This window comes from Corynebacterium sp. HMSC068H04 (assembly GCF_001811255.1).
Lineage (GTDB): Bacteria > Actinomycetota > Actinomycetes > Mycobacteriales > Mycobacteriaceae > Corynebacterium > Corynebacterium hesseae.
This window is the reverse complement of sequence record NZ_KV803978.1, coordinates 1-15,514: the sequence shown is the minus strand read 5'-3', so window position 1 is coordinate 15,514 and position 15,514 is coordinate 1. Positions and strand designations below refer to the sequence as shown.

The 15,514-nt window shown below is 60.5% G+C and carries 16 protein-coding genes; 13 read left to right on the top strand and 3 right to left on the bottom strand.

The genetic code is table 11. The annotated features are described in order from the left end of the window. Position 1 precedes the first annotated feature (1 nt). The 7 genes from mtrA (at position 2) to HMPREF2792_RS03410 (ending at position 8,990) form a co-directional block, all read left to right on the top strand. On the top strand, positions 2 to 688 hold the full coding sequence (gene mtrA / locus HMPREF2792_RS03440; RefSeq protein ID WP_070522560.1) for an MtrAB system response regulator MtrA: 687 nt from the start codon (positions 2 to 4) through the stop codon (positions 686 to 688). A 90-nt stretch (positions 689 to 778) separates the two neighbouring features. Then, positions 779 to 2,431: an MtrAB system histidine kinase MtrB gene (gene mtrB / locus HMPREF2792_RS03435; protein WP_070530846.1), complete on the top strand. Its 1,653-nt coding sequence runs from the start codon at positions 779 to 781 to the stop codon at positions 2,429 to 2,431. Further along, positions 2,428 to 4,137, top strand: coding sequence for an MtrAB system accessory lipoprotein LpqB (gene lpqB, locus HMPREF2792_RS03430; RefSeq protein ID WP_070530844.1), 1,710 nt, complete (start codon positions 2,428 to 2,430; stop codon positions 4,135 to 4,137). The genes mtrB and lpqB overlap by 4 nt, the downstream gene beginning before the upstream one ends. A gap of 21 nt (positions 4,138 to 4,158) precedes the next feature. Further along, positions 4,159 to 4,839 carry a ComF family protein gene (locus tag HMPREF2792_RS03425; protein ID WP_070522568.1) on the top strand — a complete coding sequence of 227 codons (681 nt, stop codon included), beginning with the start codon at positions 4,159 to 4,161 and terminating at the stop codon, positions 4,837 to 4,839. Positions 4,840 to 5,010: 171 nt separating this feature from the next. Continuing rightward, positions 5,011 to 5,655, top strand: coding sequence for a ribosome hibernation-promoting factor, HPF/YfiA family (hpf, locus tag HMPREF2792_RS03420; protein WP_070522571.1), 645 nt, complete (start codon positions 5,011 to 5,013; stop codon positions 5,653 to 5,655). Positions 5,656 to 5,931: 276 nt separating this feature from the next. Next, positions 5,932 to 8,484 carry a preprotein translocase subunit SecA gene (secA, locus tag HMPREF2792_RS03415; RefSeq protein WP_070530842.1) on the top strand — a complete coding sequence of 851 codons (2,553 nt, stop codon included), beginning with the start codon at positions 5,932 to 5,934 and terminating at the stop codon, positions 8,482 to 8,484. Between the two features lie 179 nt (positions 8,485 to 8,663). Continuing rightward, on the top strand, positions 8,664 to 8,990 hold the full coding sequence (locus HMPREF2792_RS03410; RefSeq protein ID WP_232748448.1) for a hypothetical protein: 327 nt from the start codon (positions 8,664 to 8,666) through the stop codon (positions 8,988 to 8,990). Here HMPREF2792_RS03410 and HMPREF2792_RS03405 read toward each other — a convergent pair. Continuing rightward, positions 8,987 to 9,508 (bottom strand): hypothetical protein, encoded by a 522-nt coding sequence (locus HMPREF2792_RS03405; RefSeq protein WP_232748447.1) that lies wholly within the window; start codon positions 9,506 to 9,508, stop codon positions 8,987 to 8,989. The genes HMPREF2792_RS03410 and HMPREF2792_RS03405 overlap by 4 nt on opposite strands. 123 nt (positions 9,509 to 9,631) lie before the next feature. Here HMPREF2792_RS03405 and HMPREF2792_RS03400 point away from each other — a divergent pair, with 123 nt between their 5' ends. From HMPREF2792_RS03400 to HMPREF2792_RS03385, 4 genes are all read left to right on the top strand, one after another. Beyond that, positions 9,632 to 10,042: an HAD-IA family hydrolase gene (locus HMPREF2792_RS03400; protein WP_070522579.1), complete on the top strand. Its 411-nt coding sequence runs from the start codon at positions 9,632 to 9,634 to the stop codon at positions 10,040 to 10,042. A 12-nt stretch (positions 10,043 to 10,054) separates the two neighbouring features. Further along, the gene (locus HMPREF2792_RS03395; protein ID WP_186312152.1) at positions 10,055 to 10,561 is read left to right on the top strand and encodes a DUF6912 family protein; all 507 of its coding nucleotides are present in this window, start codon (positions 10,055 to 10,057) and stop codon (positions 10,559 to 10,561) included. Between the two features lie 85 nt (positions 10,562 to 10,646). Next, positions 10,647 to 10,988: a hypothetical protein gene (locus HMPREF2792_RS03390; RefSeq protein WP_070530835.1), complete on the top strand. Its 342-nt coding sequence runs from the start codon at positions 10,647 to 10,649 to the stop codon at positions 10,986 to 10,988. Between the two features lie 53 nt (positions 10,989 to 11,041). Then, positions 11,042 to 11,647: a hypothetical protein gene (locus HMPREF2792_RS03385; RefSeq protein WP_070530833.1), complete on the top strand. Its 606-nt coding sequence runs from the start codon at positions 11,042 to 11,044 to the stop codon at positions 11,645 to 11,647. 69 nt (positions 11,648 to 11,716) lie between these two features. Here HMPREF2792_RS03385 and rsgA read toward each other — a convergent pair whose 3' ends face one another. Further along, on the bottom strand, positions 11,717 to 12,739 hold the full coding sequence (gene rsgA, locus HMPREF2792_RS03380; protein ID WP_070530831.1) for a ribosome small subunit-dependent GTPase A: 1,023 nt from the start codon (positions 12,737 to 12,739) through the stop codon (positions 11,717 to 11,719). After that, complete coding sequence (gene aroA, locus HMPREF2792_RS03375; protein ID WP_070530829.1) at positions 12,732 to 14,036, bottom strand: 3-phosphoshikimate 1-carboxyvinyltransferase; 1,305 nt, start codon at positions 14,034 to 14,036, stop codon at positions 12,732 to 12,734. The genes rsgA and aroA overlap by 8 nt, the downstream gene beginning before the upstream one ends. Here aroA and HMPREF2792_RS03370 point away from each other — a divergent pair. Together HMPREF2792_RS03370 and HMPREF2792_RS13240 are read left to right on the top strand one after the other, a co-directional pair. Continuing rightward, complete coding sequence (locus tag HMPREF2792_RS03370; RefSeq protein WP_070530828.1) at positions 14,035 to 14,697, top strand: SOS response-associated peptidase; 663 nt, start codon at positions 14,035 to 14,037, stop codon at positions 14,695 to 14,697. The genes aroA and HMPREF2792_RS03370 overlap by 2 nt on opposite strands. 124 nt (positions 14,698 to 14,821) lie before the next feature. Next, on the top strand, positions 14,822 to 15,514 hold a 693-nt coding region (locus HMPREF2792_RS13240; RefSeq protein WP_232748446.1), incomplete at its 3' end, for a hypothetical protein.

Genomic DNA, 15,514 nt, shown 5'->3' with positions numbered 1-15,514 from the left:
AGTGGCACCGAAAATCTTGGTCGTGGATGATGACCCGGCAATCGCCGAAATGCTCACCATCGTGCTCGAGGCAGAAGGGCTGGAGCCTATTGCCGTTAACGATGGAAATGAGGCGATCCCGGCCTTCCGCGAGCATGACCCGGATCTGATCCTGTTGGATCTCATGCTTCCGGGCATGAATGGCGTGGATATTTGCCGCGCCATTCGTACTGAGTCCTCGGTGCCCATCGTCATGCTGACGGCGAAGACAGACACCGTTGATGTGGTTCTCGGCCTCGAATCGGGTGCGGATGATTACATCACCAAGCCCTTCAAGCCGAAGGAGCTCATCGCCCGTATCCGCGCGCGCCTGCGTCGAATCGATGGGGGCACGGGAGAAATTATTGAGGTGGGGGACCTGCTTATCGACGTCCCCGAGCACACCGTTACCCGCAAGGGCGGCGAGGAAATCTCGCTGACTCCGCTGGAGTTCGACCTTCTTCTGGAGATGGCGCGCAAGCCCGGCCAGGTGCATACTCGCGAGGCGCTGCTTGAATCTGTCTGGGGTTACCGCCACGCATCCGATACGCGCCTTGTCAACGTGCACGTCCAGCGCCTGCGCGCGAAGATTGAGCACGACCCCGAGGATCCGCGTATCGTCCTCACCGTGCGCGGCGTGGGGTACAAGACTGGAAAAACCGCCGAGTAAAGGACTGCCGCTATTTTTGGTTGGTTAAGGCGAGTCCGGGATGGCGTCGTCGAGCGCTGGCGCACCTCCCTGCAGACACGTGTCCTGGGCATGATGTTGGTGGCCTCCACGGTGGTCATGATCATCCTGGCCTACGCGCTGGTGTCGGTGCTGACGCAGCAGCTGGTGAGCCAGAAGGAGGACACGGCGCTTCAGGAGCTTGATCGCGCCCGCGTGGCCGTGGAACAGCAGATCGATGCCACCGGTACGGCAAACTCAACGCAGGTGCGCATCAATTCTGCACGCGCCGCCTTGGGCCAATTATCGGCGCAACAACCCGACGCCCAGGCCGTGTATGAACCGGTCATCGTCGTGGAGAATTCCGACGGCACGGCCACAACGTCCCCGGAGGGCTACCGCATCCCCGGCGGGATGCGCGAGCTCGTTGGCCGGGGCCAAGTCGTGCAGCAATACGCCACGGTGGACCAGCAATCGGGAGCAACCTATAACGCGCTGATGGTGGGCACGCCCATTGAAAGCGACATTCCGAATACCCAGGTCTACCTCGTGTTGTCCATGGAATCTGAGGAATCCACGATGGCTCTCATGCGTGGTTTGCTCTCGGCTGCCGGAGTGGTGGTGGTTGTCCTCCTCGTCGGCATCGCCTGGCTGGCAACCCAGCAGGTGATCGTTCCGATTCGCTCCGCCTCGCGCATTGCGCAGCGCTTTGCTGCCGGCCACCTGCGTGAGCGCATGGTGGTCAACTCAGACGATGAAATGGGCCGCCTCGCCTCCTCCTTTAACGACATGGCAGATAAGCTGTCTAAGCAGATCACCCAACTGGAGGAGTATGGCGATCTCCAGCGGCAGTTCACTTCCGACGTGTCCCACGAGCTGCGCACGCCATTGACAACGGTGCGCATGGCGGCGGATGTCATCGCGGAAGATGCGGATGAATTCAACCCTTACACCAAGCGCTCGGCGGAGCTGCTCATCAAGGAGCTGGATCGCTTCGAGGACTTGCTCGCGGACCTGTTGGAGATCTCTCGCCACGATGCCGGCGTGGCTGACCTCTCCACGGCTTCCATCGACATTCGCTCCTGCGTGGACTCCGCGCTGAGCCAAGTGGAGCACCTCGCCTCGGAGCTCGGAGTGGAGGTCGTCCTTCATTTGCCGGAGGAACCCGTCGCCGTGGAATGCGATTCGCGTCGCGTCGAGCGCATCCTGCGCAACCTGCTTGCGAACGCCATCGACCACTCTGAGGGCAATCCCGTCATCGTGGACGTCGGCGCGACTGAGGATGCCGTCGGCATCGCCGTCACCGACTCCGGTGTGGGGCTCAAGGAAGGCCAAGAAGAGCTGGTGTTCAACCGCTTCTGGCGCGCGGATTCTTCGCGCAAGCGCCATTCTGGTGGAACCGGCTTGGGCCTTGCCATCGCTCGCGAGGATGCCGTGCTCCATGGGGGCACGCTCGACGCCATCGGCTACTACGGCGTCGGTTCGCGCTTCCGATTGATCCTTCCACGCACTCCGGGGCAGCAGGTGGAGTCCGAGCCCATTGCTCTGGAAGTGCCGGGGGCACCGAAGCCCATAGAAGCAGAGGAACAATTCGCTCTTGAGCTGAGCGCTGATCCGGAGGCTCCTGCGGTTAAAGCAGAAACGGACAACGGGATTGTGTGGCCCTCCGAGCGTGAGGCCCGCGCTGTGGAGCCGCCTTTTAACCAAGACAGCGTGTCCGACTTCGAGGAGGAGGCTCAGCGATGATTCCAGCCCGCCGCCCGCTCGCAGTACTCAGTTGCGTCGCACTCACCGCTCTCGTTGGTTGTTCGACGTTGCCGCATAACACCGATCCGCAGGTGATTAGTACCTTCGAACCGCATGACCGGGCCGACGATGCCGTCGTCGAGCCGCGCGCCGATAGCGAACCTGATTTGCTTGTCCGTGACTTCTATTCGGCCGTGGCGATTCCCACCGGCAACTACGCTGCCGCACGCACCTTCCTTTCCTCTGAGATAGCCAATTCTTGGGACCCTACTGACACCGTTCTCGTGGTGGATTCCATCGATCTGGTGACTTCGAACATGGAGGACGGTGCCCTGGAGTATTCGGTGCGCGGCAATATCATCGGCCGTCTGGCCAATGGCGGGGCCTATGTCCCCGATAACTCGCGTCTTGAGGCGACCGTTCGGCTGCGCCAATTCAATGGGCAATGGCGCATTACGGATCTGCCTACCGGTGCCGTGATTGAGCGCACCGAATTGCGCAATCGCTATCGCCCGCAGTCGCTGTACTTTTTCGATACGACTCAACGCCTGCTTGTGGCGGATCGTCGCTGGCTTTATTCGGGAAAGGATTCGATTGCCTCGGAGCTGGTCACGCTTTTGCTGCAGGGGCCATCTTCCGATATCGCGCCGGCAACTTCCAGCCTGATCCCCAAGGACGCCACCTTCTTGGGAATCAATGATGGAGTCTATGAGTTCAGCGGCATGGCTTCGATGACTCAGGAGGAGCGCCTTAAGTTCGCCGCCCAGCTGGTGTGGACCCTCAACAACGCCGAGATCACGAACTCCGTCCGAGCCACCATCGATGGCAGCCCGCTTGTGGATGGCATGGAGGAGATGATCATTGATGATTTCGCGGAGTTTAACCCCGAGGTAGCCGCCCAATCGGTGCCCAAGCTCTATGCAGTCAACGATGGTTCGCTGCTTGAGGTTAAGGGTGAAGGCAGCGCCGAGGTGCCGGGCATGGCCGGACAGATTCATGACATTCAGTCCGCCGATATCTCCGATGAGGGGATGGTGGCCGCCGTGCGCAAGCGCTCCGAGAAGGAGTCGCAGCTAACGATGGGCGAGCTGGGCCACGAGCTCGAGAATTCGATCAAGGGCGAGACTCTGGCCCGCCCCACTTTTGAGGTGGGCGGCCAGGTGGCGTGGACCGTCGTCGACGGCAAACACGTGGTCCGCGTGACGCGTTCTCCGGCCACCGGAGAGCTGAGCACCGCCGAGGTTGACACCTCCGCGTTGGAGAACGTGGAGGGAGAGATTTCGGTCATCCGTCTGTCACTCACGGGAGCGCGCATCGCCATGATTATCGACGGCAGCGTGTACACCGGCGTGGTTGCCCGCGCGACGTCGGGAGAGCGCCGCATAGTCAACGTCCACCAAGTAGGCCCGGAGCTGACCGGTTCGGCGCTGTCGGTGGAGTGGCAGACGGACGGCTCCCTGCTCGTGGGTACCTCCGCCTCGAACTCTCCGGTGTGGCGCATCGAGCAAGATGGTTCTTCGGCAACAACACTGCCTACCGGAAACATTACCGCGCCCGTGGTGGCGGTGGCGTCCTCACCGTCGACGCACTACGTCACCGATGCGCACGCCCTGTTGCAGCTTCCTGCGGGCGGGTCCGAGCGCTCCTATTGGCGTGAGGTCGAAGGTCTGCAGGGCGTGCGCTCCTCACCCATCATCGCGCGCTAGAGTCGCGCTAGAGTGGGGCGCATGCCGAAAAACCGGGGGATAGGGGAGGCCGCCGCCGCACTTCTGGAACTGTTCCTGCCGCGCCCGTGCGCGGGGTGTGGCGGTGAGACCACCGCAGGCGGGGTGCTGTGCACGGCCTGCCAGGAACACCTTCGACAGGTGCCACGCCGCGTGGAACGCCCGCAACCCCTAGGTTTCCCGGCCTGGGCCCTTGGCCCCTATTCCGATACTCGCCGTGGGGTCATCATCGCTATGAAGGAACGCGGGCACCAGGCGGTGCGAGCTCACCTCGGTGCGGTGTTGGCTGCCGGCATCGAGTACCTGCGCGCACGCGGCGATATTCCGGAGACCGCGCTGCTCGTGCCGGCACCCACACGCGCGTCGTCGGCCCGCCAGCGCGGTGGTGATCCCGTCGCTGCGCTGTGCCAGGCGGCGTCCGCCCGGCTTCCGGGCTGGGACGTGGTCAATGCCTTGAGCACAGCCGAAGGTAGTGCGGACCAGTCGCAGCTCGGCGCGGCGGAACGCGCCGACAATATGCGCAGGGCAGTGCTCTTGCGGCCCTGTGCCCGCGAACTGGTGGGACGCAGTGTGCTGCTTGTCGACGACGTCATCACGACCGGCGCAACTCTTCGCGCCAGCGCCGCTCGCGTGTGGGCCATCGGGGGTGATGTGGCCGGCGCGATTGTGCTGGCAGATGCGTAGGGAGGGGCGTCGCCAAGCATGCGCAGAGGGGGCCACTGACAGGGTTGGTTATGACCAGTGGTAGCATGAGGGGTGTCACAGGGAAGCGGGCATCAAGCCCCTCATCACAGGGCTGTGAGCGTCCGCAGAATGTGCAGTCATTCAGTCCCCACGAGAATAGGGAGGCATTTCATGTCCCAGCAGACCAACGCTCAGGTCACCATCACCGGCCGCAACGTGGAGGTTCCGGAGCACTTCCAGGACCGCGTCACTGAAAAGCTGGCCAAGATCGAGCGTCTTGATCCGACCCTGACGTTCTTCCACGTGGAGCTGCAGCACGAGCCGAACCCGCGCCGCGAGTCCGAGGCTGAGCGCCTGCAGATCACCGCCACTGGTAAGGGCCACATCGCACGCGCCGAGGCCAAGGAAGATTCCTTCTACGCCGCGCTCGAAACCGCCCTGGGCAAGATGGAGCGCTCCCTGCGCAAGGTAAAGGTACGTCGCGAGAACGTGAAGTCCGGCCACCGCGCTCAGAAGGGTACTGGTGAGATTGCCGCTGAGCTGGTCGCCGAGGCTGAAGCAGCCAAGCCGGCCAAGGAAGAGCGCTACATCGACCCCTACGCAGAGACCGTCGAGGATGTTCGCCCGGGCCAGGTTGTGCGCTTCAAGGAGCACCCCGCCACCCCGATGTCTGTTGATGATGCACTCAGTGAGATGGAGCTGGTTGGCCACGACTTCTACCTCTTCATCAACGAAGAGAACAACAAGCCTTCCGTGGTCTACCGCCGCCACGCATTCGACTACGGTCTCATCTCCCTGACGGATGCTGATGCTTAAGGCCTAAGCCTTCAAGGGTCTTAGCGCCCCAACCCACAGGCTCCCTGCCCCGCAGCGCACGCGCGCAGCGGGGACAGGGAGCTTTCTTAAGTCTCTATTAACATCCATTAATCCCTGTCTGCTGAGCTTTGCGTGGGGAGGAGGCGGCCGCAAGAGGGGTGCCGGGCAGTGGCCGGATTCGCACTTTGGGTTGGGTGGCGAATCATTACAGAAAAGCTAGTGAGTACAATGGCGACGAGTTAACTTATTTGTCGCGACAAGAAGGATTATCTAGACGTGTTTGGACTTTCCAAGCTGCTCCGTGCCGGTGAGGGACGCACCGTCAAGCGCCTGGCTAAAATTGCAGATGATGTTATTGCCCTAGAAGATAAATTCGCGGCGCTGTCGGATGATGAGCTAAAGGCTAAGACTGACGAGTTTAAGAAGCGTCTGGCGGACGGCGAGAAGATGAATGACATTCTTCTCGAAGCCTTTGCCACCGTGCGTGAGGCAGCCTGGCGAGTGCTCGACCAGAAGCACTACAAGGTGCAGATCATGGGCGGTGCAGCCCTGCACTTCGGCAACGTCGCCGAGATGCGCACCGGTGAGGGCAAGACCCTGACCTCCTTGCTGCCGGCCTACCTCAACGCGCTGGAGGGCAAGGGCGTGCACATCGTGACGGTCAACGATTACCTGGCCAAGCGTGACGCCGAGATGATGGGCCGTGTCCACCGCTGGCTAGGCCTTACCGTGGGCGTCATCCTTTCTGAGATGCGCCCTGCGGATCGCAAGGAAGCATATGCGTGCGATATTACGTACGGCACCAACAACGAGCTGGGCTTTGACTACCTCCGCGACAACATGGTCCGCTCGCTGAATGACACGGTCCAGCGCGGCCACAATTACTGCATCGTGGATGAGGTTGACTCCATCCTTATCGATGAGGCCCGTACCCCGCTCATTATTTCCGGTCCGGTTGACGGCTCCTCCCAGTTCTACGGCGTCTTCTCCCAGCTGGCGCCGAAGATGCGCGAAGGTATCCACTACGAGGTGGACCACAAGAAGCGCACCATCGGTGTGCTGGAGGAAGGCGTGGAATTCGTTGAGGATCAGCTGGGCATTGAGAACCTCTACGCCCCAGAGCATTCCCAGCTGGTGTCCTACCTCAACAACGCCCTGAAGGCCAAGGAGCTTTTCACCCGCGATAAGGACTACATCGTCCGCAACGGCGAGGTTCTCATCGTGGATAGCTTCACCGGCCGCGTGCTTGCTGGCCGTCGCTATAACGAGGGCATGCACCAGGCCATTGAGGCTAAGGAAGATGTGGAGATTAAGAACGAGAACCAGACTCTGGCCACCGTTACGCTCCAGAACTACTTCCGCCTGTACGAGAAGATTTCCGGCATGACCGGTACCGCAGAGACCGAGGCAGCCGAGCTGCACTCCATCTATGGTCTCGATGTGGTGCCGATTCCGACCAACAAGCCGAACCAACGTATCGACCACTCCGACCGTATCTACAAGACCCAAGAGGCGAAGTTCGCCGCGGTGGTTGATGACATTGAGGAACACGTCGCCGCAGGTCAGCCGGTGCTGGTGGGTACAACCTCTGTGGAGCGCTCCGAATACCTCTCCCAGTTGCTGAGCAAGCGCGGAATCAAGCACTCGGTGCTTAACGCCAAGCACCACGAGGAAGAGGGCCAGATTGTCGCCCGTGCCGGCCGCCCCGGCACCGTTACCGTAGCCACCAACATGGCCGGCCGTGGTACCGATATCGTGCTCGGCGGTAACCCCGAGGTCATCCTGGATGAAAAGCTGCGCGATCGCGGCCTCGATCCCTTCGAAGATGAAGAGAAGTACCAAGAGGCCTGGGACGCCGAAATCGATCGCGAAAAGGAACACTCCAAGAAGCTGGGTGACCAGGTCCGCGAGGCCGGCGGCCTGTACGTGCTGGGTACCGAACGCCACGAGTCGCGTCGTATTGATAACCAGCTGCGCGGCCGTACCGGACGCCAGGGTGACCCGGGCGAGACCCGCTTCTACCTGTCCATGCGTGATGAGCTCATGGTGCGCTTCGTGGGCCAGTCCATGGAGAACATGATGAACCGCCTCAACGTGCCGGATGACGTGCCAATTGAGGCCAAGATGGTGTCCAACTCTATTAAGGGCGCACAGGCGCAGGTTGAGAACCAGAACTTTGAGATGCGTAAGAACGTGCTCAAGTACGACGAGGTGCTGAACGAACAGCGCAAGGTGGTTTACGCTACCCGCCACGACATCCTTGAGGCCAGCGACATCAAGGACAACATCCGCGAGATGATCGACGACACCGTGTCTGCCTACGTGGCGGGTGCTACGGCCACCGGCTATGTGGAGGATTGGAACCTGGACGAGCTGTGGAATGCCTTGGAGTCCCTGTATGGGCCGACCAAGACGCATGAGGAGCTTGTCGACGGTACCGAGTACGGCTCCGCCGGCGAAATCTCCGCCGATCAGCTGCGCGATGCACTGGTGGCTGATGCCAACTCCGAGTACGACAAACTTGAAGAGTCTGTCAGCGCCATCGGCGGCGAGAGTCAGATGCGCAATGCAGAGCGCATGATCATCTTGCCGATCATTGATCAGAAGTGGCGTGAGCACCTCTATGAGATGGACTACCTCAAGGAGGGCATTGGTCTGCGTGCAATGGCACAACGTGATCCTCTGGTGGAATACCAGAAGGAGGGCGGCGACATGTTCAACGCCATGAACGAAGCTGTGAAGGAAGAAACTGTGCGCCAGCTGTTTATGTTGCGTAAGCAGTTCAAGGCTCAGGAAGAGGCGAACGCCGCGGACGAGGCGGAAGCCTAGTAAATGCCAACGCCACAGCGTTATTGAGCGCTGAGGTGCAGCGAGGCGCCGTGTGGGAAGTACTCCCCGCGGCGTCTTTTTTATTGGAGGCACTTAGGTATATACTGGCAAATTAGTAATTATTATTCTTCGGAGGTTGAGTGAGTATGCGCCGCTTGTCTGTGCGAGTAGGTCTATCCGTGTTCGCATCTGCCACCCTGCTGGGTGGCGGCGCGGCTGCATCTGCTGTGGAGCTTGCTCCCGAAGAACAGTGCCAGCTCTCTTCTGTCTTGAGCTCGCAGGGAGATGAATCCGCCAAGGACACGGTCCTCAGCTCCCAGGACATTGTTCCCACCGAGTGTGGCGCAGTGGCCACGCCGGAAAGTGCGGAAGAAACCACCAAGAAATCACCGGTAGTGGGGGCCACGATGTTCGGCGGTATCAGTTTGGCTTTGGTGAGTGCTTCCGCTGCATTCGCGGGCATCGACTGGACGCCAATCTTGATCAAGCTGGGGTCGCTTTTCTAAACTTCCGGCTCCCCGTTGCCGTGGGGATGTATGCCGACTGAAAGCAACCGGAAGGAACTCAGGTGCCGTCCAACGGCGGCGCCGGTAAAGGCGCGTCGCGTCGATCCCATGAGCACCGAGCCGAAGAACTCGCCATTCGAGCGCGCATGCAAGCTACGCAGCGCCATCCCTCCGCGCCACTCCGAGGACGCCTGGGCCTTCCGCCAAGCGCGGACATGGTTTGCAATTTCCGGTGCAAAACGTGGGTTGTTGAGGTGGCTTAAAGGCCGCAGCGCGGCGGCAACTTCTAGAACTATGACTACAAGCCCGTGGATCTCTTTCCGCGTAGCGAGGTCACCCGCAGTAGGTTGACGCTCGTAACGGATACGCTGTGGGGCGACATACAGCTGCAAATGGCTCATGCCAGGGATGGGGGTGTACATGGGGATCGCGTCCTCTTCCGCGATAAGCGGGGCGGAGGAGTGCACGAAGGCTAGGTTCAGGGCGGGCGCGGTGAAGGAAGGTGGACGCACGTTCATTGTGCCACGGTAGGCCTATATGCGGCTAGAGCACTGCAGTGCATAAGCCGGTGAGAGCGGGCAGGCGGTATGTTCGCTATACTTTCGGACGATAAACACAGTTCAATGCGAAGGGTAGATAATATGCGTGGACTCATCGTCGATTTTGTAGGCGTTCTTGACGGCACCGAAGAAGACGTCAAGCGCTGGCGGGATCTGTTCGCCGCCGCGAAATCAAACGGAGTTGCCACCGCAATCCTTTCCAACGATCCGGGCGGCCCGGGCGCTGAGCACATTCGTGAGTGGGAATACCGCGGCATCGTTGATGCCGTTGTGCTTTCTGGTGAGGTCGGCGCTGAGAAGCCGGAGCGCGCTGCTTTCCAAGCCGCAGCGGATGCCATTGATCTGCCGATTAATGACTGTGTCATGGTGGATGACTCCATCGTTAACGTACGTGCGGCGGTGGAAAACGGCATGGTCGGCATGCTCTACACCGTCTTCGACCGCACGAGCGTAGAGGTTCAGGCAGTCTTCGACATTGAAGGTGAGTTCTAAGTGTCGAAGGATGTGCGCGTCTTCCTGCCGGCAACCTTTTCCATGTTGGCTGAGCTCGAGGAAACCGGCCAGCTTACTGCCCGCAGCGGCTGGGGTTTTGCGCTAACCCCCGCGTTGCGCGAGTTCTACACCGAGGGTGACGAGGAAGAGATCGAATACTCCGCTTTCCTCGAAGCATCTATGGCTTCGCTGAGGCTCTTGGCTATCGGTGATGAGGAGAAGTTTCCGCACCGCCGAGTCGTCATTTCCGTCGACGTGGACGAGTCCGTGGTGACCCCGAAGCCGGACATGGGGGAACCGGTCGTGGCGCTGGATCCCGCGACCATCACGAAGGACAATCTTCAGGCCATCCACGTGGACATCGAAGAGTCCGAAGCCACTACTGCCAAGGCTATCGACGCCATCGATAACGCCGACCTTGGTGACGAAGATGCTGAGCTCGCCGTCGGTGATGCCCTGGATAATTTCATGGCCTTCTATGACCCGACTGAACTGCCTATCCTCGTGGAGCTTCTCTAAGTATTTTCTGGGCTTTCATCGCCGTGGGTTCATGCATGGTGCTAATCTGAGCCTTTATTGTCGTCGCCAGAAAAGGAGCACCACCATGAAGGCAACTCGCTTAGCTAGCCTTGTCACCGCTGCGGCCCTGAGCACCGCATCTCTCGTCTCAGTGCCAGCTGCCGGAGCTGAGGAAGCAGTAGCGCCAACAGTGCAGACTAACCAGACCGCGCAGGGGAGCTCTCTTCAAGGAACTGCTAACAACAAACCGGACCCCAGCAATCCGGACCCCGACATGGCCGTGATGCCTAAGACTCCGTGGCTGCGAATTCTTGAGGGCTCTTCGCAGGGGCCGACAGGCGTTATTATCGCCATCCTTTTCGGCATCGTGAGCATCGGTCTGGCCGCGTACAAGGAGTTCGGTGATTACCTGCCCAAGCTGGGCTAAATGCTGATAGCCTGCAGGGGTAATAGTCAGCCTGATCGAAAGGTCCCCTCAGCATGTCTTCCTCTCGTCTTCGCCGGGTAGTTGCCGTCTCTACCGTGTCTGTTGCTGTCCTAGCCAGCGGTGTCGTTGCCCCCACGGCCGGAGCCGTGACCACTTCCATCAAGGATGAAAAGTGCACCATTACCTTGAGCGAGGAGGAGGCGAGCGATCTTAAGAATGCGGAGTCGAAGGACAACGATGTCGATAGCAGCCTGCTGAAGGATGGCCTTAAGATTCTTCCCAAGGACGCCGAAAAGCGTGCACGTGACGTGGAGAATCAGTCGGAAGAGCTCTACCGTGCCCTAGCTGGCTATGAGGTAGATGCTGAACTCGGTGGTGAGGAATCCGCCAAGCGCGCCAAGAACAACATTGCGGTGGCGGAGACCTTCCGCAAGATTGCACCCGACTACGTTAAAGCTCTCAACGCCTGTGCGAAGAAAGAAGAGCTCAATAAGGAACAAGAAGGCGGTGGCAACACCTCCTCCAACATTGACACGGGCGGCGCTGTCATCCTCGGGGTTTCCGGTGGCTTGGCCGTGATCCTCATGGCTCTTCGCGCGGCAGGCCCCTACCTGAAGACCGTCCTGCCGCCGCAGCTGACGGCAATGCTCCCGATCTAAAGCCTCGGTGCCTAAAGAACGCGCAAGCCCCTTCCTTTAGGAAGCTTCGGGCTTAAGGCCCTTTGGGCCTTAAGCCCAGTCAACATTGGTGCGCAGGGACGCCAGCAGGGTGCGCACTGCATCGCGACGGCGCGCAGAAGCCGTGCCCTCTTCGATGCTTAGGTCGAGCCCGCATTCGGGGTCCGCAGGTGGCCCAGCATGCGTGCAGCCACGCGGGCAGTCCTCGATGGCTTCGGCAAGATCGTCGAAGACCTCGATGACGTTCTCCGCGTCAATGTGGGCTAAGCCGAAGGAGCGGATGCCGGGGGTATCAATGATCCAGCCGCCGTGTGGCGTGCTTCCTTCAGCGGGCAAACGCAACGCCACCGACTGCGTCGACGTGTGCCTTCCCTTACCCACGGCGGAAACCTCGCCGGTCTCCCGGTTGGCATCGGGGACAAGCCGGTTCACCAGGGTGGACTTTCCCACGCCCGAGTGGCCGATGAGAGCGGTGACGTGGCCGTCGATGGCCGCACAGACGTGCTCCAGCCCGTCGTCGACGCCAGCCTCCACCACGGTGACATCCAGATCCGCAAACTCCTGTGCAAACGGGGTGGGATCAGTGAGGTCTGTCTTCGTCAGACACAGCACCGGCTGGATATTTCCGGCAAAGGCAGCGATCAAAGCACGCTCCACGAACCCGGAGCGCGGCGGCGGATCGGCCACGGCGCTCACGATGAGTAGGCGGTCGGCGTTTGCTACCACGATGCGCTCATAAGGGTCGGTGTCATCTGCGGTGCGCCGGAGGACGGAGCGGCGCTCCTCGAGCTTCACGATGCGTGCGAGGGTGTCTTTCTTACCCGAGGTATCGCCTACGACGCCGACCCGATCACCAACCTCGACCGGAGTGCGGCCCATCTCGCGGGCGCGCATAGCGGTAACCACGGGGCCGTCGTTATCAAGCGCGACACCCCAGCGCCCGCGGTCTTTGGTGATGACCATGCCAAACTTGGCATCCTTGTGCTTCGGGCGGTCCTTCGTGCGCGGTCGCGACCCCTTTCCGGGCCGGATGCGGACGTCGGATTCGTCGTAGCTACTTGCGCGCCTAGCCACGGATCATGGCCTCCCACATATCAGCAAAGCCAGGCAGAGTCTTGGACGTGGTATCAATATCCTCGACCTGGACGCCGTCAACGGCCAATCCGATAATGGCTCCGGCTGTCGCCATGCGGTGATCCGCGTAGGAATGCCATACCCCGCCGTGGAGTGGGGCAGGGGTGATGCGGAGGCCGTCGTCAAGCTCGGTGACGTTGCCACCAAGGGCGTTGATCTCCGCAGCGAGAGCCGCCAGGCGGTCCGTCTCGTGGCCACGCAGGTGTGCGATGCCAGTCAGCGTCGATGGCGTTGAGGCCAGAGCACACAGCGCAGCCACGGTGGGGGTGAGCTCACCGATATCGCCCATGTCGAGGTCGATGCCGCGCAGGCTGCGCGGGCCTTCCTGCGGGCCGGTCACCTTTAAGTAAGACGCCTCGCCGGGAGCCTGGGGGACATACTCGACCTTCGCGCCCATCTGCTCCAGGATGCCTCGGAAGGCGTCACCCGGCTGGTGGGTTTCCTCCGGCCAGTTCGGAATGCTCACGCTGCCGCCAGAGACGGCGGCAGCGGCAAGGAACGGAGTGGCATTGGAAAGATCCGGTTCAATGCGCCACTCACGGCCCTCAATCTCACCATGGTGCACGTCCCAGGTGTCCTTGCCCACCTCGACGCGGACACCGGCTTCGCGCAGCATACTGACGGTCATCAAGATGTGTGGCTGGGAGGGCACTGTGCCGCCTTCGTGGCGCACGCTTAGTCCCTTGCGGTAGCGTGCTCCGGCCAGGAGCAGACCGGAGACGAACTGGGAGGAGGCGGAGGCATCGATGGTGACCTCGCCGCCCTCCGGAACGCCGTGGAGGGTGATGGTCAGCGGCAGGCTGTCGCCCACAATGTCCACGCCCAGCTCACGCAGAGCCGCGGTCATCGTGGACATAGGGCGCTTGCGGGCATATGGGTCACCGTTGATGACAACGGGGCCATCCGCTAGCGCTGCCACCGGTGGTAAAAAGCGCATAATTGTGCCGGCCAGGCCGCAATCTACCTTCGCTCCATGCAGCTTTCCGGGAGTCACATGAAGATGCGGGCCTTGTTCGGAGATACCCACGCCCATGGCCTGCAAGGCCTCCTTCATCAGGTTGGTATCGCGGGAGACCAGCGGGTTATAGATGATAGACGGGGAGTCAGCCAGCGCAGCAAGGATGAGGGCGCGGTTGGTCATCGATTTTGACCCGGGGAGGTTTTGCGTCCAGGACAAGGGCCCAGACGGTTGGGGTGCGCTCCAGAATTCAGACATGTAGTCCATAATAAAGGGCATGTGCGGAAGATTTGTTCTGTTCACCGAGTCCCTACTGGAGGAAGTAGGCGCGTGGGAGTCCATCACGGAGGTCCACGCGCCGGAAGGCTTGCCACCGGCGCGGTATAACATCGCCCCAACCCAGCCCATCGCCATCGTCCGAACCGAGGAGCATACCGCTCGCGTGGAGCCCGCACGCTGGGGGCTTATTCCGCACTGGAAGAAAGATCCGGACGGCCCGCCGCTATTCAACGCACGCGCGGAGACCGTGGCGAAGAAACCCTCCTTCCGTGATGCCTTCAAAGCACAGCGCTGCGTTATCCCGCTGGACGGCTACTACGAATGGAAAGCCGGTGAGGATAAGAAGGCCAAGAAGCAGCCCTATTATGTCACCGGTCCCGATGGCCTGCTGTGGGCAGCAGGGCTGTGGGCCACGGGTATGGATAGGCTGTCGGCCACGATGGTGACCACGGATGCCACGGAGGAGATGGCATGGCTGCACCACCGGCTGCCCAAGTTTTTGGCCACGGAGGAAATCGCGCCCTGGCTGGCGGGGGAGGCGCTTCTGGAGCCGAGCACCGTGCGGGGCTTTCAGGCACGTCCCGCGGACCCGGCGGTGGGTAATGTGCGCAACGACTACGCAGAGCTTATCGACGAACCACCGTCGACCACCCTGTTCTAACTCACCCTGTTTTAACGTGTGAGTGTTATGTCCATAGTGGCGTAAGGCGACCGGCTAACGCCGGTGGAATCTGCCAGACATGTGGTTGGATACTGGTATGGACAGAAGGCATATTGTCGACCGATTGTCGGATGCTCGCATGCAACCGTTTTTGGATGAGTGTGGCGGGAACTGTAAGCGCGCGCTGGCGCTATATGGATGGCATGCAGAGTTATCGTCTGCTGTTAAAGATGTTTTGGCGTTAACAGAAATCTTTCTGAGAAACGCAATTGACAAGGAATTGCTTGCTTGGAATGCCCGTAATAATGGTCCTCAAAGCTGGCTACTTGATCCGCCTCCTCGCCCCTTGCGTTCGATTGTCGGCTCCCAGAGGGAAAAGTCGATTAGGCGTGCACAAGCAGCGGTAGATTGCCGTCCTTCATCTCATCCTCGTCACGGTTGTGCTATCACTCATGATGATGTGCTTTCCCATACGACTTTCGGTCTTTGGCGTACGCTACTACCGAATCATCACCCTAACGCTAATCACGCTGCACCCGAGAATGTAGGACGACAAGTTTTATGGAATCAGGCTATTAAGTCTGCGTTCCCTAATGTGACCGACCCCGACGGATCGATTACGTATTGGAACGTATCGCACTGTAACGATTTGCGTAATAAAGTCGCTCACATGGACAGTCTTCTGAATGTGAACGTGATTGTCGAATCGCGGAGAGCGTTTGAATTGATTGATTCGATGGATCACCAAATTGCAACGTGGGTGTCGTCCCGAAGCCAGGTATCAAGGCCTAAACGACAGGATGTGTTGGTGAGGTTG

Coding starts and splice junctions, on each gene's coding strand:
- lpqB (WP_070530844.1), top strand. CDS start 2,428: ATGATTCCAGCCCGCCGCCCGCTCGCAGTACTCAGTTGCGTCGCACTC.
- HMPREF2792_RS03425 (WP_070522568.1), top strand. CDS start 4,159: ATGCCGAAAAACCGGGGGATAGGGGAGGCCGCCGCCGCACTTCTGGAA.
- mtrB (WP_070530846.1), top strand. CDS start 779: ATGATGTTGGTGGCCTCCACGGTGGTCATGATCATCCTGGCCTACGCG.
- HMPREF2792_RS03400 (WP_070522579.1), top strand. CDS start 9,632: ATGCGTGGACTCATCGTCGATTTTGTAGGCGTTCTTGACGGCACCGAA.
- HMPREF2792_RS03370 (WP_070530828.1), top strand. CDS start 14,035: ATGTGCGGAAGATTTGTTCTGTTCACCGAGTCCCTACTGGAGGAAGTA.
- HMPREF2792_RS03385 (WP_070530833.1), top strand. CDS start 11,042: ATGTCTTCCTCTCGTCTTCGCCGGGTAGTTGCCGTCTCTACCGTGTCT.
- HMPREF2792_RS03390 (WP_070530835.1), top strand. CDS start 10,647: ATGAAGGCAACTCGCTTAGCTAGCCTTGTCACCGCTGCGGCCCTGAGC.
- aroA (WP_070530829.1), bottom strand. CDS start 14,036: ATGCCCTTTATTATGGACTACATGTCTGAATTCTGGAGCGCACCCCAA.
- HMPREF2792_RS03405 (WP_232748447.1), bottom strand. CDS start 9,508: ATGAACGTGCGTCCACCTTCCTTCACCGCGCCCGCCCTGAACCTAGCC.
- hpf (WP_070522571.1), top strand. CDS start 5,011: ATGTCCCAGCAGACCAACGCTCAGGTCACCATCACCGGCCGCAACGTG.